The sequence below is a fragment of the Bacillus sp. DTU_2020_1000418_1_SI_GHA_SEK_038 genome, from assembly GCF_032341175.1.
GTDB lineage: Bacteria > Bacillota > Bacilli > Bacillales > Cytobacillaceae > Cytobacillus.
The window spans coordinates 3,201,467-3,227,595 of sequence record NZ_CP135435.1; the positions used below are offsets into that span (position 1 = coordinate 3,201,467).

Annotated in this window: 22 protein-coding genes, 1 pseudogene and 1 other annotated feature; of the genes and pseudogenes, 5 read left to right on the plus strand and 18 right to left on the minus strand. The window is 39.4% G+C overall.

The features are described from left to right. Positions 1 to 31: 31 nt before the first annotated feature. From aspS to RRV45_RS16095, 3 genes are all read right to left on the minus strand, one after another. Positions 32 to 1,801 (minus strand): aspartate--tRNA ligase, encoded by a 1,770-nt coding sequence (aspS, locus tag RRV45_RS16085; protein WP_315665695.1) that lies wholly within the window; start codon positions 1,799 to 1,801, stop codon positions 32 to 34. Between the two features lie 12 nt (positions 1,802 to 1,813). Next, complete coding sequence (gene hisS / locus RRV45_RS16090; protein ID WP_315665696.1) at positions 1,814 to 3,091, minus strand: histidine--tRNA ligase; 1,278 nt, start codon at positions 3,089 to 3,091, stop codon at positions 1,814 to 1,816. A 78-nt stretch (positions 3,092 to 3,169) separates the two neighbouring features. Next, positions 3,170 to 3,415 (minus strand) — a binding site (T-box leader). A gap of 62 nt (positions 3,416 to 3,477) precedes the next feature. Next, positions 3,478 to 3,654, minus strand: a complete 177-nt coding sequence (locus RRV45_RS16095; RefSeq protein WP_315665697.1) for a hypothetical protein — start codon at positions 3,652 to 3,654, stop codon at positions 3,478 to 3,480. Between the two features lie 311 nt (positions 3,655 to 3,965). On the opposite strand from RRV45_RS16095, the gene RRV45_RS16100 reads away from it, so the two are divergent. After that, positions 3,966 to 5,741 (plus strand): SH3 domain-containing protein, encoded by a 1,776-nt coding sequence (locus RRV45_RS16100; protein ID WP_315665698.1) that lies wholly within the window; start codon positions 3,966 to 3,968, stop codon positions 5,739 to 5,741. A gap of 152 nt (positions 5,742 to 5,893) precedes the next feature. On the opposite strand, the gene dtd is transcribed toward RRV45_RS16100, so the two are convergent. From dtd to RRV45_RS16135, 7 genes are all read right to left on the minus strand, one after another. Next, positions 5,894 to 6,334 carry a D-aminoacyl-tRNA deacylase gene (dtd, locus tag RRV45_RS16105; RefSeq protein WP_315665699.1) on the minus strand — a complete coding sequence of 147 codons (441 nt, stop codon included), beginning with the start codon at positions 6,332 to 6,334 and terminating at the stop codon, positions 5,894 to 5,896. A 12-nt stretch (positions 6,335 to 6,346) separates the two neighbouring features. Beyond that, the gene (locus RRV45_RS16110) at positions 6,347 to 8,542 is read right to left on the minus strand and encodes a RelA/SpoT family protein (RefSeq protein ID WP_315665700.1); all 2,196 of its coding nucleotides are present in this window, start codon (positions 8,540 to 8,542) and stop codon (positions 6,347 to 6,349) included. A gap of 256 nt (positions 8,543 to 8,798) precedes the next feature. After that, a complete protein-coding gene (locus RRV45_RS16115; protein ID WP_315665701.1) occupies positions 8,799 to 9,311 on the minus strand; it encodes an adenine phosphoribosyltransferase in 513 nt (170 codons plus the stop codon). After that, the gene (recJ, locus tag RRV45_RS16120) at positions 9,302 to 11,668 is read right to left on the minus strand and encodes a single-stranded-DNA-specific exonuclease RecJ (RefSeq protein ID WP_315665702.1); all 2,367 of its coding nucleotides are present in this window, start codon (positions 11,666 to 11,668) and stop codon (positions 9,302 to 9,304) included. Before recJ ends, RRV45_RS16115 begins: the two co-directional genes overlap by 10 nt. A 92-nt stretch (positions 11,669 to 11,760) precedes the next feature. Then, positions 11,761 to 12,663 (minus strand): cation diffusion facilitator family transporter, encoded by a 903-nt coding sequence (locus RRV45_RS16125; protein WP_315665703.1) that lies wholly within the window; start codon positions 12,661 to 12,663, stop codon positions 11,761 to 11,763. A 114-nt stretch (positions 12,664 to 12,777) separates the two neighbouring features. Next, the gene (gene secDF / locus RRV45_RS16130) at positions 12,778 to 15,045 is read right to left on the minus strand and encodes a protein translocase subunit SecDF (protein WP_315665704.1); all 2,268 of its coding nucleotides are present in this window, start codon (positions 15,043 to 15,045) and stop codon (positions 12,778 to 12,780) included. A 337-nt stretch (positions 15,046 to 15,382) separates the two neighbouring features. Next, entirely contained in the window at positions 15,383 to 15,679 is a 297-nt protein-coding gene (locus tag RRV45_RS16135) for a post-transcriptional regulator (protein ID WP_315665705.1), read from the minus strand. Between the two features lie 120 nt (positions 15,680 to 15,799). On the opposite strand from RRV45_RS16135, the gene spoVB reads away from it, so the two are divergent. Continuing rightward, positions 15,800 to 17,362, plus strand: a complete 1,563-nt coding sequence (gene spoVB / locus RRV45_RS16140) for a stage V sporulation protein B (RefSeq protein WP_315665706.1) — start codon at positions 15,800 to 15,802, stop codon at positions 17,360 to 17,362. Between the two features lie 25 nt (positions 17,363 to 17,387). Here the strand turns inward: spoVB and RRV45_RS16145 are convergent, their stop codons facing one another. After that, entirely contained in the window at positions 17,388 to 18,038 is a 651-nt protein-coding gene (locus RRV45_RS16145) for a DUF421 domain-containing protein (protein ID WP_315665707.1), read from the minus strand. A 231-nt stretch (positions 18,039 to 18,269) separates the two neighbouring features. Here RRV45_RS16145 and RRV45_RS16150 point away from each other — a divergent pair, with 231 nt between their 5' ends. Continuing rightward, positions 18,270 to 18,632: a TIGR04086 family membrane protein gene (locus RRV45_RS16150; protein WP_315669065.1), complete on the plus strand. Its 363-nt coding sequence runs from the start codon at positions 18,270 to 18,272 to the stop codon at positions 18,630 to 18,632. 41 nt (positions 18,633 to 18,673) lie between these two features. On the opposite strand, the gene yajC is transcribed toward RRV45_RS16150, so the two are convergent. From yajC to RRV45_RS16180, 6 genes are all read right to left on the minus strand, one after another. Next, the gene (gene yajC, locus RRV45_RS16155; RefSeq protein WP_315665708.1) at positions 18,674 to 18,961 is read right to left on the minus strand and encodes a preprotein translocase subunit YajC; all 288 of its coding nucleotides are present in this window, start codon (positions 18,959 to 18,961) and stop codon (positions 18,674 to 18,676) included. A 75-nt stretch (positions 18,962 to 19,036) separates the two neighbouring features. After that, the gene (gene tgt / locus RRV45_RS16160) at positions 19,037 to 20,176 is read right to left on the minus strand and encodes a tRNA guanosine(34) transglycosylase Tgt (protein ID WP_315665709.1); all 1,140 of its coding nucleotides are present in this window, start codon (positions 20,174 to 20,176) and stop codon (positions 19,037 to 19,039) included. A 48-nt stretch (positions 20,177 to 20,224) separates the two neighbouring features. Next, the gene (queA, locus tag RRV45_RS16165) at positions 20,225 to 21,253 is read right to left on the minus strand and encodes a tRNA preQ1(34) S-adenosylmethionine ribosyltransferase-isomerase QueA (protein ID WP_315665710.1); all 1,029 of its coding nucleotides are present in this window, start codon (positions 21,251 to 21,253) and stop codon (positions 20,225 to 20,227) included. A 99-nt stretch (positions 21,254 to 21,352) separates the two neighbouring features. Next, the gene (gene ruvB, locus RRV45_RS16170; RefSeq protein ID WP_315665711.1) at positions 21,353 to 22,354 is read right to left on the minus strand and encodes a Holliday junction branch migration DNA helicase RuvB; all 1,002 of its coding nucleotides are present in this window, start codon (positions 22,352 to 22,354) and stop codon (positions 21,353 to 21,355) included. Between the two features lie 38 nt (positions 22,355 to 22,392). Beyond that, positions 22,393 to 23,004, minus strand: coding sequence for a Holliday junction branch migration protein RuvA (gene ruvA / locus RRV45_RS16175; protein ID WP_315665712.1), 612 nt, complete (start codon positions 23,002 to 23,004; stop codon positions 22,393 to 22,395). A 153-nt stretch (positions 23,005 to 23,157) separates the two neighbouring features. Further along, positions 23,158 to 23,694, minus strand: a complete 537-nt coding sequence (locus tag RRV45_RS16180; protein ID WP_315665713.1) for an intercompartmental signaling factor BofC — start codon at positions 23,692 to 23,694, stop codon at positions 23,158 to 23,160. Between the two features lie 283 nt (positions 23,695 to 23,977). Between RRV45_RS16180 and RRV45_RS16185 the strand changes: the two are divergent. Further along, positions 23,978 to 24,433: pseudogene (locus RRV45_RS16185) on the plus strand (shikimate kinase); the annotation flags it as partial. Next, positions 24,431 to 25,213, plus strand: a complete 783-nt coding sequence (gene aroD, locus RRV45_RS16190; protein ID WP_315669066.1) for a type I 3-dehydroquinate dehydratase — start codon at positions 24,431 to 24,433, stop codon at positions 25,211 to 25,213. The pseudogene RRV45_RS16185 and the gene aroD, both read left to right, overlap by 3 nt. A gap of 151 nt (positions 25,214 to 25,364) precedes the next feature. On the opposite strand, the gene RRV45_RS16195 is transcribed toward aroD, so the two are convergent. Next, positions 25,365 to 26,027: a YhcN/YlaJ family sporulation lipoprotein gene (locus RRV45_RS16195; protein ID WP_315665714.1), complete on the minus strand. Its 663-nt coding sequence runs from the start codon at positions 26,025 to 26,027 to the stop codon at positions 25,365 to 25,367. Between the last annotated feature and the right edge of the window lie 102 nt (positions 26,028 to 26,129).

The following is a 26,129-nucleotide window of genomic DNA, read 5'->3' on the forward strand; positions in this document are numbered from 1 at the left end:
CTCTTTCAAGCGAGCAAATATAGGTCAATGTTCATTTTTTTACGTTCAATGCAAGGTGCAAATCATTTAATTGCGCTGCACTCACTTCTCCAGGAGCATTTGTTAACAGACAGCTTGCACTTGCTGTTTTCGGGAATGCAATTGTGTCACGAAGATTAGATCTTCCTGCCAGCAGCATAACTAATCTGTCTAAGCCTAAAGCAATACCGCCATGAGGAGGCGTGCCGTATTCAAATGCTTCCATTAAGAAACCAAATTGCTCATTTGCTTCCTCTTGCGTAAAGCCAAGGACATTAAACATTTTTTCCTGTACAGCTCTTTCAAAAATACGAAGGGAGCCGCCGCCAAGCTCATAACCGTTTAATACAAGGTCATAGGCTTGAGCTCTAACATTGGATGGATCCGTATCAAGCAGTTCCAAATCCTCTCTAAATGGCATTGTGAACGGATGATGTGCCGCAAAATAACGGCCTGCCTCTTCATCATATTCTAATAATGGCCAATCTGTAATCCAAAGGAAGTTAAACTTGCTTTGATCGATCAGTCCAAGCTCTTTACCAAGCTTTAAACGAAGAGCTCCAAGTGCATCAGCCACAACGTTTTTCTTGTCTGCTACAAATAATAATAAATCTCCCGTTTCAATAGACAAAGTGGCAGTCATTGCCTTTTGTTCATCCTCGGATATGAATTTAGCAATCGGGCCCTTTAATCCGTCCTCTTCTGCCTTTAACCAAGCAAGACCTTTTGCCCCATAAACAGCTGCAAATTCAGTTAACGCGTCAATATCTTTTCTTGAATATTTGCTGCCGCCATTTTTCACATTAATTGCCTTTACTTGACCGCCGGATGATACGGCTCCTGCAAATACTTTAAAGCTGGAGTCCTTCACAATCTCCGATAAATCTGTTAATTCCAAGCCAAAACGAGTATCAGGCTTATCAGAGCCAAAGCGATCCATCGCCTCCTGATACGTCATCCGATGGAATGGAAGTTGGATATCTAGCCCCTTTACTTCCTTCATGACCTTTTTCATCATGTTTTCCATTAGGCCAATTATTTCATCCTGGCTCATAAAGCTCATTTCCATATCGACCTGCGTAAATTCAGGCTGACGGTCCGCACGCAAATCCTCATCACGGAAACAGCGGGCAATTTGATAATATCTTTCTAAGCCGCCAACCATTAACAGCTGTTTAAAAATTTGCGGAGATTGCGGCAATGCATAGAACTCACCTGGATGTACACGGCTTGGAACTAAATAGTCACGGGCACCTTCTGGCGTACTTTTCGTTAAAATCGGTGTTTCGATATCAAGGAAGCCTTCACCGTCTAGAAAATCCCTCATCGCTTTCGTAACTTGATAACGCATTTTTAAAGTTTCGAACATAGCCGGCCTTCTCAAATCAAGGTACCGATATTTTAAACGAACATCCTCGGAAACATCTGTTTTATCATCAACCATGAATGGGGGAGTTTTAGCTTCATTTAAGATCGAAATCTTTTTAACTAGTACTTCAATACGACCAGTCGCAATATTTTCATTGATTGTGCCTTCTCCGCGAGCGATGACTTCTCCTTCTATATCAAGCACATATTCATTTCTTACTTTTTCCGCGATAGCAAGTGCCTCTTGTGAAACCTCCGGGTTAAAAACAATTTGGATAATGCCAGTACGGTCGCGCAAATCGATGAAGATTAATCCTCCTAAATCACGGCGCTTTTGTACCCAACCTTTTAATATAACCTTTTCGCCAATGGCGGCTTCTGTCACTTCTCCGCAGTAGTACGTTCTCCCAAACATTCTTTATTCCTCCTATTTTCTAGCTAGCTCTGTGAATTTTTCCACAAATGTATCCAGTTCCATTTCTGTCTGGTCACCAGTTTCCATAGATTTTAGGGTGATTTTATTAGCTTTCAGTTCGTCCTCCCCTAAAATTGCCACATATTTGGCATTGGATCTGTCCGCCGCTTTAAACTGTGTTTTTATTTTTCTATTTAAATAATCTCTCTCTGCTGAAAAGCCAGCAAGGCGAAGCCTATGCAGTAATCCAACTGTATAGTCCTTTGCTTCTTCTCCTAGCGAAACTAGATAGCAATCAATTTCCTCTTTAATAGGCAGCTTAATTTGTTCAGCCTCTAGGGCAGCGATAAAACGCTCAATGCTCATCGCAAAACCGATTCCCGGCGCCTCAGGACCACCAATTTCTTCGGTCAGGCCATTATACCTTCCACCTCCACAAAGTGTCGTGATGGCTCCAAACCCTTCTGCATTGCTCATTATTTCAAAGGCTGTATGGTTATAGTAATCAAGTCCACGAACTAGATTTGGGTCAACTTCAAAAGCTATATCTAGGTCAGTTAAGTACTGCTGTACTTTATCAAAATAATTCTTGGATTCGTCATTTAAGTAATCGATAATTGATGGAGCTGCTTTCATTAGCTCATGGTCTCTATCTTGTTTACAGTCAAGAATTCGCATTGGATTTTTCTCTAGTCTGCTCCGGCAATCTGAACAAAACTCGCTAATTCTTGGTTTAAAGTGGTTTATTAAAGCTTCACGATGTGCAGTTCGGCTTTCTTTATCACCAAGACTATTAATAATGAGCTTTATCTTTTCCAATCCAAGTTCTTTATAAAGGGACATAGCTAAGGCGATAACCTCTGCATCTATTGCAGGGTCATTGCTTCCAATGGCCTCAATGCCAAATTGAACAAATTGGCGGTACCGTCCTGCCTGTGGGCGCTCATAGCGGAACATAGGCCCCATATAATAAAGCTTTACAGGCTGAGTTGCGTCCCCAAACATTTTATTTTCAACAAAGGAACGAACCACTGCTGCAGTTCCTTCTGGTCTAAGTGTTAAGCTGCGTTCTCCGCGGTCTTCAAACGTGTACATTTCCTTTTGAACAATATCGGTTGTATCCCCAACACTGCGCAAAAATAACTCTGTATGCTCAAATATCGGGGTTCTGATTTCGCGATATTGAAACTTCTCACAAAGTTCTCTAGCTTTTTCCTCAATTAACTGCCATTTTTCGATTTCACCTGGGAGAATATCTTGCGTTCCCCGCGGTATTTGGATTGATGTCATGTCTTAATCCTCCTTATTCCAAAGATAAGTAGTTTTTTCTAAAAAAAATAAAAAAGCCCCCGCCTCCTTGTATACAATACAAGGGACGAGAGCTTATAATTTCCCGTGGTGCCACCCTAATTGAAGACGTCTTAAAAAAACGTGCTTCCTCTTTTACAGTTAACGCCTGTGAACGTTCAACTCCTAATAAAGGGATTGCCTCTTTCAGAGAGAAACCTACGAAGTGTTCTTTCATTAAATCATCATGCAGAAATGCTTTCAGCCTATGACATTTCTTCTCTTTTCATGTGGAGCTTAACTACTATTCTTCATCAACAGTTTTTATTCATATATCCTAATATTTATATAATCATACGTATCATAAATAATAATGTCAATAGTGTTCCTTAAGATCTTTCTAAATGTTTCTTTAACTTACGTACATCTTTTACAGAAAGTCCAAATTCTGAAGCCAATTCTACCATATTGGAGCTTTGCTCTTTTTGAATAAAGTCATGAAAGTCTACACCGAAAAGCTGATTTTCCCCTAACTGGGCAGACATACCCTTTTCACCAAACCTCATTTTTATCACCCTTATACGATTAGTCCTCCTTATTCTCTCCATAATCATTAAAAATGTTTCCAATTTGCAAAAATAAAAAGCAAGAATTTTATGAGAGGAAATTCGCATTAGGGAGCGAATTAGTAATGGGGACTAAAAAAGACATTACATTGGGAACAATTTGAAGCCGCAGTTCCTAATGAAATCTGATCTATTTAACAAGTAACGATGAAATTTACTTGACTGTGCCCCGTATTTTTGTTTTTCTTGAAGATGAAGAATCTGCCAGATTTATGAATAAAAGTGTTTGATTTAATGAAAGGAGGCTGCTGATGCTCAGAAAGAAACATATTTTATCGTTGCTCTGCCTGATTCTTTTCATAGGATTGGCAACTCCCCAGTCTGTGGCCGTAGCAGCTGGACAGTTAGTCAAGGTTGGAACTGACAATCTAAACATTAGGAAAGGACCTGGACTAAGCTATCCTATTGTTGCAAAAGCGAAAAAAGGTGAGCAGTATTCATTGCTTTCCGAGAATAAGGATTGGATTGAAATCCAGGTAGGTAACGGCGTTAAAGGCTGGGTAGCAAATTGGCTTGTTACAAAGGTTAACAATACCCCAAGCAATATTTCTTCGGAAATTCTTGAAAAGAACAAGACAGCGATTATTTCCTCTGATGGCCTGCGAATCAGAAAAGGCCCAGGGACAAGCTTTCCAGTGATTGGAACGGTTAATAAAGGAGAAGCATACACAGTTCAGAGTAAAGAAGGGAGTTGGGTAAATCTTCAAACTCCTTTTGGCAATGGCTGGGTCTCCAGTGACTTTATCCAAATCCAATCTAGCAGTAATGGTACTAGTGTAGAAGGAAAATTGAATGGCAGAATAACCGTGAATTCCTTAAATGTCAGGAGCTCACCTTCACTTAATAGTTCAATTATTGGAAAATTAAGTTCAGGAGACAATGTAAAGATATTATCTCAAACAAGTGAATGGACCGAAATCTCCTTTTCTGGGACGAAGGCATGGGTAAGCAGCCAATATATTCAACTGGACAAAGCCACTGCCACTAGCCCGGCTCCCGAAAAACAGCAAAATGAAGCGGTAAGCTCAGGTAAAACTGGCAAGGTAACGGCAACATCGTTAATTGTTAGAGATACTGCCTCTTTAAGCGGGAAGGCAATCGGCTCTGTAAAACAAAACCAAAGCTATCAAATTATCGAGGAAGCCAATAATTGGGCAAAAATCGAGTATAAAAAGGGATTATTTGGCTGGGTGGCTAGCTGGTATTTGGACAAGTCAGAACCTGCTCTGCCTACTAAAAATGAGCAAAAAGTGAAGGATAGCTCACTTTCAATTATCCATGATGGATCTAACATTAGAAAAAATCCAAACACTCAATCGGAAGTCGTACATAGGGCCAATCAAGGAGATATATTTGATATTGTGAGTATCCATAATGATTGGTATGAAATCCGTCTCCCTAATGGGGAAAGCGGATACATTGCCGGATGGATTGTTTCAGTAAATGGCTCAGTACCGATAATAGAGAAACCAGGATCAGAATTACACTTGAAGAATAAAAAAATTGTGATTGATCCTGGCCATGGTGGAAGAGACAATGGAACAACAGGAGCAAGAGGGACGCTTGAAAAATCATTAACGTTGCAAACAGCTCAAAGCTTATATGAAAAATTGACAGCTACAGGGGCTATTGTCATTTTGACTCGGAATAATGATACATATATCCCATTATCATCACGGGTGTATACATCACATTATCATAATGCTGATGCTTTTATCAGTATTCATTATGATAGTATGTTAGACCGGAGTGTTCATGGAATGACCACTTATTATTATCATTCCTATCAAAAGAATTTAGCTGCTAATGTTCACTCCTCTATTGCGTCTAAAACAAATCTTAAGGACCGCGGCTATCGTTTCGGTGATTATTATGTGTTAAGAGAGAATAAGCGCAATGCTATACTGTTAGAACTAGGTTACCTTAGCAACCCAACCGAAGAAATACTTGTATCTTCCAGTCAATTTCAAGATACAGTGACGACCGGAATTTACCAGGGACTAGCTAGATTTTTTAAAGATAACTAGGTTTTTATTGACAAAAGGTCAGACTAATTCATACATAAGTATGAACTGTCTGACCTTTTTCATTGACTTGCACAGGATGTGCTGACATCGGCGTTCGCCACAGGACGTGGCGGCCTTTAGTCGATGTTCCTTTGCTAGCTCCTACCCTATTCTCATTTGCTATCAACAATAAGTGTGACTGGGCCATCATTGATTAATTCCACATCCATCATGGCGCCAAATTCACCTGTTGCAACCTTTAAGCCTTTTTCCCGAAGATAGGCATTAAAGAATTCATATATATTCAAGGCGTGTTCTGGTCTGGACGCGTCCATAAAGTTAGGCCTGCGCCCTTTTCGGCAATCACCATATAAGGTGAATTGGGAAACTGATAAAATTTCTCCGCCTTTATCTAAAATCGATAAATTCATTTTTCCGCTTTCGTCTTCAAAAACACGCAGATTGGCAATTTTATCAGCTAAAAAGGCAGCATCCTTCTCAACATCGTCATGGGTTACACCCACTAAGAGGACAAAGCCTTTTGGAATACTCCCAATTATTTCACCATTTACCTTAACGCTTGCTTCCTTGCTTCGCTGTACTACAACTCGCATAACAAATACTCCTTAATTCATGATCCTGCGAACCGCATAAACATCAGGAATTTGTTTAATACGTTCAACAACCTTCTGTAAGTGGTTAACATTTTGAATAGCAATCGTCATATTAATTGTTGCCGCTTTATTTCGGTCAGATCGGCCTGATACAGCTGAAATATTTGTTTTTGATTCATTCACAGCCTGCAATACTTCATTTAGTAACCCTCGCCTGTCAAAGCCGGTAATTTCGATTTCAACACTGTATTCCTTCCGGTCATTTAAGTCTGTTTCCCATTCAACTGGAATAAGTCTTTCTTTTGCTTCATCATTGACGATATTGGTGCAATCAGCCCTGTGTACAGAAACTCCGCGTCCTTTCGTGATAAAGCCCACAATTTCATCTCCTGGTACTGGGTTACAACATCGTGAAAGCCGAATGAGCAAATTATCAATACCGGAAACACGAACGCCAGATTCACGTTTTTTAGTAGACGGGAATGATCTTAACTCGGAAACAGCATTTGTAATATCAGCCTCTTGTTCCTTATCACGCTTTCTGCGAAGCTTTTCCGTTAATCGGTTAGCCACTTGAAGAGCCGTTACACCGTTATAGCCTACGGCCGCGTACATGTCTTCCTCATTCATGAAATTAAACTTTTCTGCTACACGTTTAATATTTTCAGCTGTAAGAATTTCTTTCAGATCGAAATCCATATTGCGGATTTCTTTTTCAATTTGCTCTTTGCCCTTTTCAACATTCTCGTCTCTTCTTTGTTTCTTAAAGAATTGACGAATTTTATTTTTGGCTTGTGAGGTTTGAGCTAGTTTTAGCCAATCCTTGCTTGGGCCATATGAGTGCTTGGAGGTTAAAATTTCAATGATATCGCCGGTTTTCAGCTTATAATCGAGTGTCACCATTTTCCCGCTTATTTTCGCACCAATTGTTTTATTCCCAATCTCGGAGTGAATTCGGTACGCAAAGTCAATGGGAACAGAACCAGACGGAAGCTCGATAACATCACCCTTTGGCGTAAAAACGAACACCATATCAGAAAATAAATCAATTTTTAAAGATTCCATAAATTCTTCTGCGTCATTAGAGCTGTCTTGAAACTCTAGAATTTCACGGAACCATGTTAGCTTGTCTTCAATTGACAATCTATCATTGACCTTTTTTCCTTCCTTATACGCCCAGTGAGCGGCAATCCCGAATTCAGAGATTCGGTGCATTTCGAATGTACGAATTTGCACTTCTAATGGATCACCTTTTGGACCGATGACTGTCGTATGAAGGGATTGGTACATGTTTTGCTTTGGCATGGCAATATAATCTTTAAAGCGGCCAGGCATCGGCTTCCAGCATGTGTGGATAATACCGAGCACAGCATAGCAATCTTTAATACTATTCACAACAATTCTGACAGCAAGCAAATCATAAATTTCGTTAAATTGTTTGTTTTGCAAAGCCATTTTACGATAAATGCTATAAATATGCTTAGGTCTGCCAGAAATATCTGATCGAATGGATACTTCATTCATTCGGCTGCGCATTTCTTCGATAACATCTTCGAGGTATTGCTCCCGCTCAGCCCGTTTCTTCTTCATAAGATTCACAATTCGATAATATTGCTGTGGATTTAAATATCTTAGAGCAGTGTCCTCAAGCTCCCATTTAATTTTTGAAATTCCCAGACGATGGGCAAGAGGGGCAAAAATTTCTAATGTTTCATTAGATATTCGGCGCTGCTTTTCAGCAGGTAAATGCTTAAGTGTACGCATATTATGAAGTCTATCTGCCAGCTTTATTAAAATGACACGAATATCCTGTGCCATTGCCACAAACATTTTCCGATGGTTTTCTGCCTGCTGCTCTTCTTTCGATTTATATTTAATTTTCCCAAGCTTTGTTACACCGTCAACAAGCATGGCCACTTCCTCATTAAAGGCTGCCTTAATGTCAGCTAGTGTAACATCTGTATCCTCTACAACATCATGAAGAAAACCGGCTGCAACCGTAGATGGATCCATTTCTAAATCGGCCAAAATGCCTGCTACTTGAATGGGATGGATGATATAAGGCTCACCCGATTTTCTATATTGTTCACGATGGGCATGTCTTGCATATTCATATGCCTTTTCAACGAGTGCCACATGCTCATCATTTAAATATACTTTCGTTCTGTCGATGACTTGTTCAGCGGTCAGAACATGATCGTTCGCCATGGGATCACCTTTTATTATTAATTTTCATTTGTCGATTTGTCATTTTCCGTTTAAAACTGTCATAACAAAATTAGAATGATTGCTACTATTATCGAAAAAAAAAGTGAATATGTAAAGGGATACCGATTATTTTCCTGAAAAATAAAAAATTTGTCGAATTTTGTTATTTTTCCCGTAGCTAAAAACCTGACTATTTATAAGCATATTTGATCGCTCATAATAAAAAGAGCGCCATCGATCAGCGCTCCCGTCTAAATTAATATTCCATTAAAGTTAAAATATCATATTTTCCAAGCTTATCTCGCCCATTTAAATATGACAATTCAATTAAGAAAGCTATTCCAGCTACAATTCCGCCAAGCTGCTCCACTAATTTAATAGTCGCTTCAATTGTTCCGCCAGTTGCAAGTAAGTCATCTGTAATTAGAACTCTTTGGCCTGGCTTGATGGCATCTTTATGGATGGTCAGAACATCCTTCCCATATTCTAAGCCATATTCCACCTTAATCGTCTCACGAGGAAGCTTCCCTTCCTTCCTAACCGGAGCAAAACCGACTCCAAGTGAATAAGCAACAGGGCAGCCGATAATAAATCCACGCGCCTCTGGACCTACGACTAAATCAATTTGCTTTTTTTGTGCATATTCGACGATTTTGTCTGTGGCATATTTATAGGCTTCACCATTATCCATTAATGTCGTAATATCCTTAAATTGAATACCTGGCTTAGGCCAGTCCTGGACGATTGTAATATACTGTTTTAAGTCCATTCTTTTACTTCCTCCTCAATTTTCACAGAACCTTGAATGACTGAATCGAAATAGCTTTTTAACTGCTGATAAGTTGAATATAGCAATTCACTTTCGATCGCGTACTGTTTACGTCTCTGCTCATAAATGTGCGAATCAGTTAAATCACGTTTTTGCGAAGTCGTATTAACGGAAATGTTTCCATTGTTTATTTTAACAAAATCTAATTCTAAAAACACTTGTGACATGAAGTCAATTGATTCTTTGCTCCATCCTTTATGCTTAGCAATATTGTCCCGATACTCCTGAAGGCTGAATGGACCCTTTTTCAATATTAAGGCATAGAACCATTTAAAATGATCCCTTTTCGGAAGTGTGCTAAAAAAGGCACTCTCTTCTTTATAGAAATGAGCATATACCCTTGAAGGATTTTTCCCAGAAAATAATTTGGACAGAAAATCCTTTGAGGGTGGAAGGTCCGTTAGAATTACATTTTCTTGATTAATATTTAATGCCGCTGCTTCATCATATGAACTTACTGTTATCATATTCTCATTGATATATGTTGGAAACTTCATAGCATTTTCTTTATTAAAAACAATCCATTTAGATTGCTCTTTAGGAATCAAATCTATTAATTGTTCAAACCGTTTAATTCCCCTAATGTCAAATAGCTGCCAATCTTGAATGGCGGCATCCTGAAGGAAAATTTGCGGCTTTCGTATATTATTCCACTCATTGATCGAAAGCTCCCCAATAACGGAAATTTTAGAATAAGGAGAAATATGCTCATATAATTCTCCCAGCCCGAATCCAACGCCATCAAGTGTACTGCCTTCACTCTCAATTGTTATTTTTAAATGATTCTGATCTGAGCCGATCTTTCTCATATTTGAAATGCTAGCGTCCTTAATTAAGATCTTTGGCTTCGGATTATCCATGCCAAATGGAGCTAACATTTGCATTTCCTCTAAAGCAGTCAAATGAATCTCTGACATATTTACTGTCCCATCCAACGTAGTAACTGGAATAAAGTCCTCATCTGTTAATTGTTCCTTTGCTGCTAAATTGAGTCTTTTCCTAAGCTCATCAACATGATCCAATTTCAATGTCATACCCGCAGCCATCGGATGCCCGCCGAAATGAGGTAAAATATCTCGGCATTCAGATAGGTTTTTAAATAAATCAAATCCAAAAATACTTCGAGCAGAGCCTTTTGCTATGCCCTTTTCTCTATCAAAGCTTAAACAAATGACTGGACGGTAGAATCTTTCTACCAGCTTTGAAGCGACAATTCCGACTACACCTGCATTCCAGCCCTCTTCACCAATGACAAGCACTGCATTTTCATCAATTGGGTAATTTTCTTCAACTAGCCGTATTGCTTCTTCAGAAATTTTGCTAACAAGTGCTTGCCTTTCCTTGTTCATTTGTTCTATTTCCTCAGCTATCGCTTCAGCTTCAAAAATATCCTCAGTTAGCAGTAAATCAACAGCTGGGTCTGCGCTATCCAATCTCCCAGCAGCATTTAATCGTGGCGCGATCAGGAACCCTACCGTTTCTTCTGTTACAGAGCCTGGGTCTACCTTGTTTTGTTTTAATAAGGCTGTTAAACCAACATTATTAGTAGACCTAAGCCTGTTCAAGCCTCGTTTTACAATTAAGCGATTCTCTCCTTTTAAGGAGACTAAATCTGCAATTGTTCCGATAGCCGCTATTTCCAGCAGATGTTCCGGCAGTTTCCCGTACAGTGCATGAGCTAATTTAAATGCAACCCCAACACCTGCAAGCTCACGAAATGGATAGTGGCTCCCTTCAATCTTTGGGTGGATGATAGCCAATGCTTTAGGCAATTCTGCCCCTGGTTCATGGTGATCTGTAATAATTAAATCCAGTCCAAACTCAGCAGCGGCAGCCGCTTCCTTTACTGCAGCTATTCCCGTATCAACCGTAATAATCAGTTTGATTCCTATTTCCGCGGCATATTGAAAGGCTGGGATGTTTGGTCCGTATCCTTCTGTAAACCGGTTTGGTATGTAGAATTCGACATTGGCGCCTAATTCCCGAAGGACTTTCATCATAACGGTCGTGCTTGTCACACCATCTGCATCATAATCTCCAAAGATTAGTATCGGTTCTTCATTATCTATCGCCTTTTTTATCCGTGATACAGCAATTTCCATATCAGCCAATAAAAAAGGATCATGAAATTCTGAGTTTTGATCAAATAGAAAACTTTGTGCTAATTCTGGTGATTCTATTCCTCTATTTACTAGCAATGAAGCAAGGAGAGGAGTAATATTTAATTGTTGAACGAGAAGGCTTTGCTTTTCTTCATCTGATTTCCGCACAATCCAGCGAGTTTTTGATTGTAACATTTGTTCACCCCTCAACTTTTTAATTATACAAGAGGGCCCTATGTGTTTCAATGCGAAGTCTTGAAAAAAAGAAAAACAGCGAAGCACGCTGTTTAATTTTGATCATCTTCATTATGGGGATTGATATGAACAAACACATTGTGAACATTGTTCATTTTTAATAATTTTTCCTTTACTTCCTTTCCAACCCGGTGACCCTCTTCAACCGTCATTTTTGGATCAACCGAAATTTTCAAATCTATGATCACATAATGTCCATGTTCTCTTGCATGAAGCTGATTAATTTTCTTAACTTCCCGAACACTTTCCACTGCCTCTCTTAATTCAAGTGTATCCTCTTCATGCAGCACATGATCTAGGGTGTTATGAATGGACTCTTTCCCAAGTGACCACGCCATTTGGATGACCATGAGAGAAACGATCACCCCAGCAACAGGATCCGCATATTCCAGCCAATCAATGCCAAGCTTCCCACCGATGATCGCAGCGCCAATACCTGCCAGCGCAGCAAGAGATGAATAAACATCTGAGCGATGCTCATAGGCGTTGACAATTAATGCATCACTATTCAGTTCAACACCCAGCTTGTACTTATAGCGGAACAAAGCTTCCTTAACAATAATCGAGAAAATAACCGCAACAATGGCTATAGTTTTTGGTGCTTCTATTGGTTTAAAAAAAGCTGTAACAGACGACTTGCCAATTTCAAATCCGACAAACAATAGCAAAACAGCAACAATAATGGCAGAGATAGATTCTGCCTTCCCATGCCCATATGGATGATCTTCATCTGGAGGCTGCTTTGCTGCCTTTAAGCCTAAATAGACGGCTAATGATCCAGCAATATCTGAGGCAGAATGAACAGCATCAGCAATTAAGGCACGGCTCCCTGCATAGACGCCGATTCCCCATTTAACAAGTGCAAGGACAATGTTAATCACGATGCCAAGCATGGCTGCAAATTCGGCCTTTTTAAAACGATCCTGATTACCCAATGTGAAACTTCCTTCCTCAAATGAACTTATTGTTAGTTTATCCTATTTTCGATGATTATGAACGAAAATAAAGAAATGCCTCAGAGGACCCTAGGCCCCTGAGGCATTTCTTAATTAAACTTGAGGTTCATCACTTATTTTGCGCTTTTCTTTAACTGTTTTAATGACGCCCTTTTCCTTTAATTCCTTCGCCTTCCAATCAACCCATAGCTGAGCAGCTAGGAAAATGGAAGAGTAGACACCTGCAACAGTTCCAACTAGTAAGGCAATAGAGAAGTTGCGGATTGATTCACTTCCAAAGATGAGCAAGCCAAGGATCGCAATAATAACGGTTAGAACCGTATTAATCGAACGGCCCATAACTTGGCGTAACGCTGTATTCACAACATCGTGAATATCTTCCACTGATTTCAGGCGTTTTTTCTTTTGCATGTTTTCACGCATCCGGTCAAACGTAACGATGGTGTCATTTATGGAATAACCAATAACTGTTAACACAGCAGCAATAAAGGTAATATCCACTTCTAATCGTGTGATGCTAAAGAAAGTAACAATTAAAAATGCATCGTGCAAAAGTGAAACAACTGCTGGAACAGCCATTTTCATCTCAAAGCGAATGGTGACATAAATAATAATCCCTATGGATGCAATCGCTAGTGCGATCATTCCGTTTTTTGCTAATTCTTTACCGACAGTCGGTGAAACGGTGCTGACACTTGGATCTGCTCCAAATTCATTATGGAAGTGTGCCTTTAAGTCAGCAATTTCATCCTTTGTTAGTACCCCTTTTAAACGAGCAACTCCGATTTCTTTGTTATTCCCTGAAATGACAATATCATCAGTCTCAATGTTCATTTTTGCCAATTCTGCTTTAACTTCCGATTTAGTTATAGAATCATTTGATAAAATCTCAATCCTTGTACCACTTGAGAAATCAATCCCTAAATTTAATCCGAATACACTAATGGCAATAATACCTAGAGCCATAAGCACTGCAGATAAGCCATAGAATCTTTTACGATTTTTTACAAAATCAAATTTATCAAACTTGGTTTTTAAATCAAGGGTATCAAGATTTTCCGCGATATCATGGATATCACTTTTCTTCACACCAAACCAGCTTGGCCTTTTATTAAATAAGTTACTGTTTACCCATAAACCAAGGAATAATCTTGATCCATAAACCGCTGTGAGGAAACTGACAAGTATGCTAATGATAAGCATAGTGGCAAACCCTTTAATAGAGCTTGTCCCATAGACGAATAATACGCAAGCAACTAAAATAGTCGTAATATTAGCATCAAAAATCGCCGCAAATGAATTTCGGCTCCCGGCCTGGAATGCTGACTTGACCGTTCTTCCGACTTTCATCTCTTCTCTTATTCTTTCGTACGTTAAAATGTTGGCATCTACTGCCATACCGACTCCCAAAACAAGGGCGGCTATACTTGGCAGTGTCAAAACAGCGTTCATCCAATCAAAAATTAACAAAATTAAATAAATGTATACAGACAATGTAACTGTCGCGATAAATCCAGGGAAGCGATAGTATACAATCATAAACAGATAAATGATAGCAATCCCAATAATTCCGCCAAGCACTGTTTTTTCTAATGCCTGTTCACCGAACTGTGCACCAACAGAGGTTGAGTACACTTCAGTCAGCTTAACAGGTAAAGAACCCGCATTAAGCAGGTCTGCTAAAGTAGTCGCTTCTTCTATTGTAAAGCTTCCGACAATGGAAACTGTGTCTTGGTTGAATACTTGGCTTACTGCAGGAGCTGAAAGATAGCTTGGATTAGGCTTTCCTGCCTCAGCTTGGAATGAATCTTTTCCTTCTTCAAAATCAAGCCAAATAACTAATAAATTATTAGGCTGACCCATATTGACAATTTGCTGAGTTACATCTCTAAATGTACTTGCGCTTTTAAGCTTAATAGACACACTAGGCTGTCCATTTTCGTCAAAGGTCTGCTTAGCTCCATTTTCAGCTAAATCAGATCCGTCCATTAGCTTTACATCATGAATATCACGAAACGATAAATTTGCTTCAGTAGATAATATTTCACGTGCCTTATTTTGATCTGTTACTCCGGCAAGCTGAACACGAATTCGGTTATCTCCTTCAACTTGAATATTCGGTTCACTTACCCCTAATACGTTAACCCGCTTATCCAATGCTTTAGCCGTGCTGGCTAAAACTGTTTTATCAATCTTTTGCCCTTCTTCAATTGGCGTAACTTCATATAATACTTCAAATCCGCCTTGAAGGTCTAATCCTAGCTTAATATCTTTTAAAATGTTATTAGTTGTTGTACCCATTAAACTTCCAATTAATAAAACAATCAGAAAGAAGGCAACAATGCGTCCGCGCTTAACCATTATGAAAATGTCCTCCTTAAATAAAAGCCAAAAAAGGCTTACAGCATCAACATACATAAATATACCTATCTCATCACTTAAATATCGATGATTCGACTAGAATTCCATTTATCATTATGAAACAGTTTGCAAAAGCTGTCAATTATTCGAAAAGCGGAAGCGCCTTCGGAACAATCAAAGAGCAATTGTTCCTGCGATGATTATTCACAGAAGCCTTCCTTTGTGTCCAGGGGCGACAAGCATAAGACGAGCAAGTGAGAAGGTTGTACTTTAACCTTCTTGCTGGATTGGCTTATGACCTCGAGCCCCTAGGCGCTGCAGCTAGACAATTAAAAAATTATTTTAAAAGCTTGCGAAGCTCTTCTTCATCATCAAATGCGAAGTCTGCCTCTTTAAAAGCTTCGACCGTAGCATAATTGAAATACTCGCCAACCTTTACGGATAGAATATCTTGAACAATTTCAGAGATCCTCTTATTTTCATCCGCTTTTCGCCACTTCTTTCTCTTTAGAAAATTCCAAAGCTCCTGTTCAGACACTTGTCCATACCCTAATAGAGCAAACTCCTCTTGCTTACTTTGCAGCGCAGGTTTCAATTTATATCGAAGATGATCATATGTATGGCTGATTTCCATAACAGCCGCCTCCTTAATCAAATTAAAGGAATTTTAAACTTGCTTGTCATGCTTTGTCCACTTCTATGCATATAGTTAATTGTATATGATAACACCTATTTTGAGAAGGCAGGGAGCCCAATGTCGAAGTTTTTAAAGGGAACAATGATTTTACTGGCAGCTGGACTTGTTACCCGGGTGCTTGGGTTTATTAACCGGATTGTTATCGCAAGATTTATCGGAGAAGAAGGCGTAGGTTTATATATGATGGCTTTCCCAACCTTAATTCTTGCCGTTACTATAACACAGCTTGGTTTACCTGTAGCCATATCCAAAAATGTGGCGGAGGCAGAGGCTAGAGGGGATAAAGCCAAGGTTAAGAAAATATTAGTTGTATCATTAGCAACTACTATTTCTCTTTCAGCCATTTTTACGCCAGCATTGATTTTCTTAGCTCCTCAACTATCTGAAACGTTATTTACCGATTCACGCACATATCTCCCGTTGTTGGCCATTGCACCAATCGTTCCAATCATTGCCGTCTCTTCAGTCATAAGAGGGTATTTTCAAGGCCGGCAAAATATGAAGCCTGCAGCTATTTCACAAATGCTTGAGCAGATCGTAAGAATTACTTTAATTGCAGCGATGACGAGAGCGTTTCTTCCATATGGGATTGAATATGCTGCGGCCGGTGCCATGCTTGCTTCAGTAATTGGTGAATTAGCTTCACTAATCTATTTACTAACCACCTTTAAAATAAAAAAGAAATTCAGGGTCCGGAAGCATTTCTTTAAATCTGTTAAAACAGGAAAAAGCACCTTTAATGATTTAATGAGCATTGCCCTCCCAACTACAGGAAGCAGAATGATTGGTTCTTTGGCGTGGTTTTTTGAACCTATCGTTGTTTCTCATAGTCTTGCCATTGCAGGGGTGGCTGCTATCGCTGCAACGAAGCAGTATGGGGCGCTCACTGGCTTTGCTTTGCCGCTATTGTTGCTCCCATCATTTATTACTCACTCCCTGTCAACTGCTCTAGTTCCAGCCATTAGTGAAGCCAATTCAAGAAACCAACATCATGTTATCGAATACCGGCTGCAGCAGGCACTTCGCCTAACCTTTTTAACAGGCGGATTGGCAGTTGTTATTTTATTCGTACTTTCAGATGAATTGATGAAGGTCATGTATGGATCAAATAGCGGGGCTCAATTTATCAAGCTGATGGCTCCATTTTTCATTTTTTATTATTATCAGGGTCCGCTTCAGGCCACCCTTCAGGCACTAAATTTAGCAAGGGCAGCGATGATTAATAGCTTAATTGGAGCAATAATCAAAACTGCGGTCATCTTTATCCTCGCTAGTCAGCCTTCATTCGGAATAAACGGCGTAGCAATGGGGATTCTTGTTGGATTCGTGCTTGTGACACTGCTGCACTTCGCAACTGTGTTAAAAGCCATTTCTTTTACATTCTATGTACGCGACTACTTGAAAACCTTTTTAGTCATGGGGCTTTCAGGATGGTGTGGATTTTGGCTGCTGAAGAATTTTAACTCACAATTTTCTCTCGCCATTCAAGTACTTCTCATTACATTCATTATCACGATGATTTATTTAATTCTTACTCTCTTGCTTGGGCTAGTAAAAAAGGATGAAGTAAGCCGTATACCTTGGATTGGCAAATCCTTTTCAAGATTTGTCTTTAAATAGAAAGTAAGAGACCACTTGGCGTCTCTTACTTTTTTTCATCCTTTAAATCAATGTAAAACTGACCATTTTCATAACTGCAAAAGGAGATTTTTTGGATTTCTGTGTATCCCCTTTTTCTGAGCTGCTGACGTAACCAAAAATTTGTCTGATTGATACTTTCTAAACTAGATTCCTGAATGATTCCATCTAGGATCAATGGAACAGTCAAATTTCCTGTTTTCTTTTTTTCCTTTTTTAATACAGATAGTTCTCCTGTTGTTTCCAATACGGCAAATTCTACATCGGTAATATTTCGAATATCCTTCCCTCTTAATTGCAGAAGCAGATCATCAAAGTTATAACGGTGCTTTTTCATCGCTTCCTCATCGATCTTGCCTTTATTAATAATAATGGTTGGCTTTCCATCAACAAGGTCACGAAATTTCTTGCTCTTTAAAGTCAAAAAGCCAAGTGTGATTTGGATACACATTAACACTAACATAGGGAGAACATTTGGCAGGAGAGGGGACGATGGGTTTTCTATTGCCAATACTGCCATTTCAGCCAACATGATCGTCACTACAAAATCTATCATGCTCAGCTGTCCAAGTTCCTTTTTACCCATGATTCTAAATACTGCCAAAATGAGGGCGTACAAAAAAATGGTCCGTAAAATGATCATGGAATAATCCAGCACTTTTCATTCCCCCTTAAATGACATTCTTTTTTATTATGAGCAAGAAATACTTATTCATGTGACAAATCATTTCCAATTTATGCAAAAGCATTTTCTTAATTAAGAATTCGATTCTATTTTTTCTCTGAGTGAATATGCTTGTACTAGCAGTATTCTTGTACCAATCTGCGAATTAAATAAAAAAGAAGGGAGAGGGGCAATATAGAAGAATCAAGAAATTTCGGCGGTGCTATCCTTTATGGAATTATTGCAGTTTTTTTGCTTGCCATTTTTAGCAGCGTATTATTCTCACTATTATTAAGATTTTCATCTCTTCAGGAGTCATCATTACAATTTGTGATTACGGCAATTTCCTTCGTTTCTCTGTTTATTGGAGGATTCATTTCAGGAGGCAAAGGTAAGCAAAAAGGCTGGCTGTTAGGGGGATTAACAGGGCTTATTTATTCCATCATCATTTTTCTCTTTCAGTATTTAGGACTTGACAGTGTTTTTGATATCGAGCAAATTATTTATCATACATGTTACATGCTGACAGCGATGATGGGCGGCATATTGGGTGTTAATATGTCAAATAAGACTACGAGAAATGCGTAATAAAAAAAGAAGCGGAATAATAAAATCCCGCTTCTTTTTTATTAAGATTTTGCCAGCATGTCTCCGCCAGCTGATTCTGTTACTTCGCGAATCGCAGCACGATCGTATGTAAGACGGCTTCCGTCACCACATTTAATGACTACTTTTCCTTCATCAATTGCATCGACAAAGCCATGTAGACCCCCGATTGTTACAATCTTATCTCCCTTTTTCAGGCCGCTTTGCATTGTTTGAACCGCCTTTTGGCGCTTCTGCTGCGGACGAATAAGCAAGAAATAAAATAAAACAAACATTAACAATAATGGTCCAACAGTACCTAACATTTCCATCTAAATTCCCTCCTTCCTATAAAAGAATATTTTCCCCAAAAAGTCATGGTTTGTCCATCTTTTTGAATATACAAATTAGAAATTTTTCGCATTTGGCTTATTAAAACCGTATTTTTCGAAAAACTCTTCTCTAAAGTCACCAAGTCGATCTTCTCTGATCGCTTGTCTGACCCCTTCCATCAATTTTAGCAGAAAATATAGATTATGGTAAGTTGTAAGTCGAATTCCGAAAGTTTCATCACAGCGAATTAAATGCCGGATATAGGCACGGCTGTAATTTCGGCATGTATAGCAATCGCAATGCTCATCTATTGGACCGTAATCTCTTGCAAATTTTGCGTTTTTAACAACTAAACGCCCTTCACTCGTCATCAAGGTGCCGTTTCTCGCTATCCTAGTTGGAAGCACACAATCAAACATGTCGATGCCGCGAATGGCGCCATCAATTAATGAGTCTGGTGACCCTACCCCCATTAAATATCTTGGCTTATCAGATGGGAGCAATGGAGTTGTAAATTCAAGCACGCGATTCATTATATCCTTTGGCTCACCAACTGATAATCCACCAACAGCATAGCCTGGGAAATCAAGTGAAACTAAGTCCTTTGCACTTTGCTTCCTCAGTTCTTCATATTCACCGCCTTGAACAATACCGAAAAGGCCTTGGTCACTTGGTCGTTTATGCGCCTGTAAGCAGCGCTCAGCCCACCTAGAAGTTCTTTCTACTGACTTCTTCATGTATTCGAAAGTAGCCGGGAATGGGGGACATTCGTCAAAAGCCATCATAATGTCTGAGCCTAGTGAATTTTGGATCTCCATTGCTTTTTCCGGTGATAAAAAGAGCTTATCTCCATTTAAATGATTGCGAAAATGGACCCCTTCCTCTTCAATCTTTCGGAATTCGCTTAGGCTAAATACTTGGAAACCGCCTGAATCGGTTAAAATAGCTCGGTCCCAGTTCATAAATTTATGCAGTCCGCCAGCTTCCTCCACGATCTCCTGACCCGGACGAAGCCATAGGTGGTATGTATTACTTAAGATAATTCCCGCTCCCATTTCTTTTAAGTCTTCTGGGGACATTGTCTTTACGGTTGCAAGCGTACCAACGGGCATGAAGACAGGGGTTTCAAAGGAGCCATGCGGCGTATGAACCCGTCCAAGACGCGCACCCGTTTGTTTACATGTTTTAATTAATTCATAACGAATTGCTGTCAATTCAGTTTTCTCCTTCCATGATTAAACCATTTTGGTACAACCACTTTTTCATAGAATTAGCATGGCGTCTCCAAAGCTGAAGAATCGATATTTTTCCTCCACAGCTTTATGGTAGGCATGCAATACATTTTCTCTGCCAGCTAGGGCACTAACTAGCATGATAAGCGTAGATTTAGGCAAATGAAAGTTTGTAATCATCCCGTCAATTCCCTTAAATTCATAGCCTGGATAAATAAATATATCTGTCCAGCCGCTCCCCTCTTCAAAACGGCCATTATGTTTTGAAGCAATTGTTTCAAGAGTTCTTGTAGAGGTTGTCCCGACTGTAATAATTCTGCCGCCGTTTTCACGAACCTTATTTAAGAGATTCGCCGTTCCCTCTGTTACTTGATAAAGCTCTGCATGCATATCATGCTCGCCAATTTCCTCAACACTGACGGGCCTAAAGGTGCCAAGACCAACATGGAGAGTAATAAAAGCAATATGTACACCGATGTTTTTTATTTCCTCTAATAATTCCTCTGTAAAATGCAGCCCTGCAGTAGGTGCTGCTGCAGATCCTCTTTCACGTGCAAAAACGGTCTGATACCGTTCCCGATCCTCTAATTGCTCCTTTATGTACGGAGGAAGCGGCATCTCGCCTAATTGATCGAGCACCTCATAGAAAATGCCTTCATAATGGAATTCAAGGGTTCTACCTCCATGATCAGAACTTCCAACACAAACAGCCGAGAGAAGTCCATTTCCAAATTCAATTCTTGTTCCCTCTTTGATTCGTTTTGCAGGCTTAACAAGCGTTTCCCATACATCGCCATCCTGCTGTTTCAATAGAAGTACCTCAATTTTTGCACCAGTTCCCTCTTTTTCACCTAAAAGTCTTGCTGGGAGGACCCTTGTATCATTTAGGACAAGACAGTCCCCGGCTTTTAGATACTCTTTTAAATGTTTAAATGTATCATGTGTGAGAACACCTGTCGATTTATCAAGCACCATTAATCTGCTGCTTGTCCTCTCGATAAGAGGAGTCTGTGCAATAAGTTCCTCAGGTAAATGAAAATCAAATAAGTCTACCTTCATGCTGACACCAACTTTAATATTATTCTGCTTTTCTCTGGGACAAGTGACAGGGTCACTGTCCTCCTATGTGGGATAAGGGAACAGTTCCCCATGTCCAGCTTAATCTCCAGGCACCTCCATTTGTAAATGCCGATAAACTAAGTCTGTGACGATCCGTCCTCGCGGTGTCCGCTGCAGAAACCCAATTTGCAATAAGTATGGTTCATATACATCTTCGATTGTAAGTGATTCCTCACCGATCGTTGCAGCAATCGTTTCTAATCCAACAGGGCCTCCACGGAACTTTTCAATAATCCCTCTTAATAATTTATGGTCAATATGATCAAGACCTAAACGGTCAACCTGAAGAAGCTCCAAAGCTTCATTCGCTTGGGCCTCATCAATCACGCCGTTCCCTTTAACTTGGGCAAAATCCCTCACCCTTCTTAACAGTCTGTTGGCAATTCGTGGAGTACCTCTGGATCTCCTCGCAATTTCCGCTGCTGCTAAAGGATCAATCTCTGTATCTAAGACTTCCGCTGTCCTAGTGACAATCTCCCGAAGCTGGTCTTCATTATAGTATTCCAATCTGCTAAGCACCCCGAAGCGGTCCCGCAAAGGTGCTGAAATAGAACCCGCCCTTGTTGTAGCACCCACTAAAGTAAAAGGAGGAAGATCAAGCCTAACAGATCTTGCACTTGGACCCTTTCCAATAACAATATCGAGGCAGAAGTCCTCCATTGCAGGGTATAATACCTCTTCAATCGTCCTTGGCAACCGGTGAATTTCGTCAATAAATAACACATCCCCAGGCTCAAGTGCTGTAAGAATGGCGGCTAGATCTCCTGGCCTTTCTATAGCCGGTCCAGCTGTCGTGCGGATATTCACACCCATTTCATTAGCAATAATGGAGGCCAGGGTCGTTTTCCCAAGGCCTGGCGGACCATAAAGTAAAACATGGTCAAGAGTTTCCTGCCTGAGCTTAGCAGCTTTGATGAAAATCTCTAGGTTTTCCTTTACCTTATCCTGACCGATATATTGCTTTAAATTCTGGGGACGCAAGCTTTGTTCAAATGAAAGATCCTGCAAATCAGCCTCACTTGATATTATACGTTCTTCCATATCATCACCACAATTTCACTCAATTAATTACTAAGCTATTATTTTAACAGCCTTTGCAGCGCCATTTTTATGTATTGGTCTGTTGTTAGTTTTTCTTTTTTTAATTCAGGAGATATTTTGTTAATCTCCTTTTCCGAATATCCAAGTGCCTTTAATGCAAGGATTGCTTCATCAAACTCTGGGAAATGCTCGTTCATTGCAGTATGTAATTTCTCCTGTGAAAATAAATCTGGAAAAAAGTCAGGTACAATATTTTGCAATTTCCCTTTAAGATCCAGGATCATTTGTCTTGCTGTTTTTTTACCGACTCCCGGGAATTTCACAAGGAATGCTTCATCCTCATTTTCAATTGCCTGAACAACTTGTTCCGGTTCCCCAGATGCTAGAATAGCCAAAGCACCCTTTGGTCCAATTCCTGTAACATCTAATAGTTTAATAAACAGCGTTTTCTCTTCTCTCGAATGAAAACCGTATAATGCAATGACATCCTGTCTTACATGATGGTAAGTGAATACCTTAGCCTCCTGTCCTAAATCCTTTGAAAAACTAAATGGATTTGGGGTAGAGATTTGGTAACCTATCCCGTTATTCTCGATGACAACAAACTCGGGTCCAATATAGTCAACCCGCCCTTTAATAAATTCATACAATGCCTTTCGCTCCTCTGTTTTGCTGTACATCATTGTATCATACTTTACATATATTCGTAGAGGAAATGACGGCAAAAGCCCAAGGCCCAAACATGTAAATTGTCTTCCACAAAAAAAGTGACAGCCACTAAAAAAGCAGCTGTCACTGTCTATTTAATTCGCTTGTTTTTCTACTTTGGAGTAAAATTTAAAGGTTTCCAGCACTTCAACAAACTGTTCCTTCGTTTTTATCGGGATTCCTTTTTTTAATTCCTCACACTTTTTACTTTCAAGCCTGCCTAAGTCGATCTGAAAAAAGGACTGGATGATATTTGACTTATGCGGCCTTCCATTAAAGATCGTTAAAACCCCTTTATCTGTAATGCCAAAATATCCGTTCGCTTTCAGTAATGGAGAAATGTCATCTATATACTTGCGAAAAATCATCTTCTCTTCTTCCATATCTATAAGCTGCCATTCGTCATATTTTGCCCAAAATTCTTCCATGGACCAAATTGTTTCAGTAAGTAATTCCTGGCTTGCCTCTCCATCCAAATACATACGCTCTAACACGACCGTTATATGCAGTGGTTCATCCAAAGTTGCAAAGTTGTTATTCTCCCTATTATCCTCTGCTAAACCATTAATAGGGGCATACTGAAACAAAATTAGAGTAGCAAAGCAAAGGGCTATGGACCAATTGGTTCTCATATTTGATCACCTCATTTTAAATACGGTGCCTAGATTTTTATTTTGTACCATTAATATTGTGACCATATTTTTCTACCTTATCCGGTTATATTTGACAATTTTTTTTAATAAACAGTGAATTATTCATAACCAAAGAATATAAGAAAAAAACTAAATATTTTAACTATGATTAGCATGAAAGAAGCTCTATAATGAGGAAAAGTTATATTTACTAGGGGGATCATATATTTTGTTAAGTAGAGATATTCCTATGAGGGAAAAAAGCATTGTTTTTATTGGATTTATGGGAGTAGGAAAAACCACGATCGGAAATCTAGTTGCCGAAAGGCTTGGACGGAAATTTATTGATACAGATGAAGAAATAGAAAAAGAATTTCAAATGCCTATTTCCCAGGTTTTTAGTCAGCTTGGTGAGAAGCAGTTTAGAGAGAAGGAAAAAACTCTCATTACAAAATTGAGCCAAGAAGGGTCACAAATCTTATCTCTTGGGGGAGGCGCTTTTCTTCAGGAAGAGATTAGAGAAGCCTGTTTAGCGAATTGTATTGTTATTTATATTCATTTGCCTTGGGAAAGCTGGAAGGAAAGAATTCCTTTAATTATTGATAGCCGGCCTGTACTACAAGGTAAAACATTAGAAGAAATCCAAGAGCTTTTTCAAAAAAGACAAGAAATTTATTCACATTACCATTACAAGTTTGAAACTGAAAATCTAGAGGCAGAAGATGTTTCTGACCGAATTGTAAAAGTATTACTTAATAACAAAGGATTAGCGGTTAAGAATATTGTGATTGGCGATGGCCGTCCGAAAATATGCGTCCCAATTATCGGAGAAACAATAAGTCAAATCAAAGAAGAGGCAGAGTTTTTAAAAACAATCCATGCAGATTTAGTAGAATGGCGAGCCGACTTTTTCGAAAATGTTGAGGACATAAACCAAGTTAAATTGGCTTTAGAAGTAATTCATGGAGAATTAGCTTCCATCCCAATTATTTTTACTTTTAGGAGTGCAAAGGAAGGAGGCGAAAAAGACATTAGCCTTGACTACTATACAGAATTAAATAAAGCAGTCATCAAAACAGGCTTAGTGGATATTATTGATGTAGAGTTGTTCAGTGATGAGGATCTCGTTAAAGAGGTTGTTCATACCGCACACACTAATCATGTTTTCGTCATCATTTCTAATCATGACTTTGAAAAAACTCCTCCTAAGGATGAAATAATTAAACGCCTCCGTAAAGCGCAGGAGCTTGGCGGTGATCTTCCCAAAATCGCTGTCATGCCTACAACTGCAGCTGATGTTTTAACATTATTAGAAGCCACACTTACAATGAATGAACATTATGCTGACCGTCCTATCATTACGATGTCGATGGCAGATAAAGGGATAATAAGCCGTTTATCAGGAGGAATTTTTGGTTCCAGCATAACATTCGGTTCTGCGAAAAAAGCATCTGCACCCGGACAAATAGCTGCTGCCGAATTACGGGGGATTTTAAACCTTCTTTACTGGAATAAGTAAAGTTAGGAGCAAAGCTTTGCTTTGCTCCTAATTTCAAATCACAATGGTTTCTGGACAGATTACTGCAATTTCACATAAACCTGTCCAAAATACTAAGGTTTTTGGACGGATTTCAGCGTTTTCGCAAAAACCTGTCCAAATAACCGAATTTTCATCGTTTTTTCAGCGCATTAAAGATGTTTTGAGTATCTAAATTAATTTGATCCCTTGGACCGCCTTGCCGCAGGTCATTGTCGATGACTTTTATATGATTAAAGGTCGATGGGTCTGTTGCAATATAGGCAGTTTTTCCATTTAAATATGGACTAACTGCTTGGCGGATTTTTGCTATTGTTTCTTGTTTTCGATCGTTGTCAGCAAGATTGACAGCAATTAGAACATCATTTCCCCTTACAAGTGATTCAACGTCCCTCACATTATTTACATGGGCAGCCTGATTAATTTGATTGATGAACTTTCCATCATAGCCTTCATAGTAAGAAGAACGCGGCTTTCGTTCGTTATTGCCTAAATGCCCATGGTAATTGGCATCATTCCGGCTGAAACCGTTATTTTGCAGTCGCTGGTAATTTCGGTCCCGATTATTGAAGGTTTGGTCCATCATTTCAGTAACGGGTCCATCATTATCCACTTCATCCAGAATTCGGGCATTTCCTCCGCCATTTCGCTGATTATCACTTGAATAATAGCCTATAGGCTGAACGTTATTATTGTTTCGATCTTGGACAGCTGTTTCATTATCATTTATGCCGCATCCAGCTAAACTAATGGACATGATCGCGGCAACAGGCAGTGAAAGTAGCTTTTTATTCAAGCGAACAACCCCCTCGCTAATATAAAAGCATGAGCTAATGCTCATTAATAGGGTGGCAGTTTTGACTTACTTTCATTCTGTCCAGTTACGTCCAATTAACAC

Bases quoted from the DNA above. Each gene is read 5' to 3' on its own strand.
- secDF (WP_315665704.1), bottom strand. From the start codon at position 15,045: ATGGTTAAGCGCGGACGCATTGTTGCCTTCTTTCTGATTGTTTTATTA.
- dtd (WP_315665699.1), bottom strand. From the start codon at position 6,334: ATGCGAGTTGTAGTACAGCGAAGCAAGGAAGCAAGCGTTAAGGTAAAT.
- RRV45_RS16110 (WP_315665700.1), bottom strand. From the start codon at position 8,542: ATGGCGAACGATCATGTTCTGACCGCTGAACAAGTCATCGACAGAACG.
- spoVB (WP_315665706.1), top strand. From the start codon at position 15,800: ATGTCGAAGTTTTTAAAGGGAACAATGATTTTACTGGCAGCTGGACTT.
- RRV45_RS16100 (WP_315665698.1), top strand. From the start codon at position 3,966: ATGCTCAGAAAGAAACATATTTTATCGTTGCTCTGCCTGATTCTTTTC.
- RRV45_RS16095 (WP_315665697.1), bottom strand. From the start codon at position 3,654: ATGAGGTTTGGTGAAAAGGGTATGTCTGCCCAGTTAGGGGAAAATCAG.
- RRV45_RS16115 (WP_315665701.1), bottom strand. From the start codon at position 9,311: ATGGACTTAAAACAGTATATTACAATCGTCCAGGACTGGCCTAAGCCA.
- RRV45_RS16180 (WP_315665713.1), bottom strand. From the start codon at position 23,694: ATGAGAACCAATTGGTCCATAGCCCTTTGCTTTGCTACTCTAATTTTG.
- queA (WP_315665710.1), bottom strand. From the start codon at position 21,253: ATGAAGGTAGACTTATTTGATTTTCATTTACCTGAGGAACTTATTGCA.
- aspS (WP_315665695.1), bottom strand. From the start codon at position 1,801: ATGTTTGGGAGAACGTACTACTGCGGAGAAGTGACAGAAGCCGCCATT.
- recJ (WP_315665702.1), bottom strand. From the start codon at position 11,668: ATGTTACAATCAAAAACTCGCTGGATTGTGCGGAAATCAGATGAAGAA.
- hisS (WP_315665696.1), bottom strand. From the start codon at position 3,091: ATGACATCAATCCAAATACCGCGGGGAACGCAAGATATTCTCCCAGGT.
- RRV45_RS16135 (WP_315665705.1), bottom strand. From the start codon at position 15,679: ATGGAAATCAGCCATACATATGATCATCTTCGATATAAATTGAAACCT.
- yajC (WP_315665708.1), bottom strand. From the start codon at position 18,961: ATGGAAATGTTAGGTACTGTTGGACCATTATTGTTAATGTTTGTTTTA.
- ruvB (WP_315665711.1), bottom strand. From the start codon at position 22,354: ATGGAAGAACGTATAATATCAAGTGAGGCTGATTTGCAGGATCTTTCA.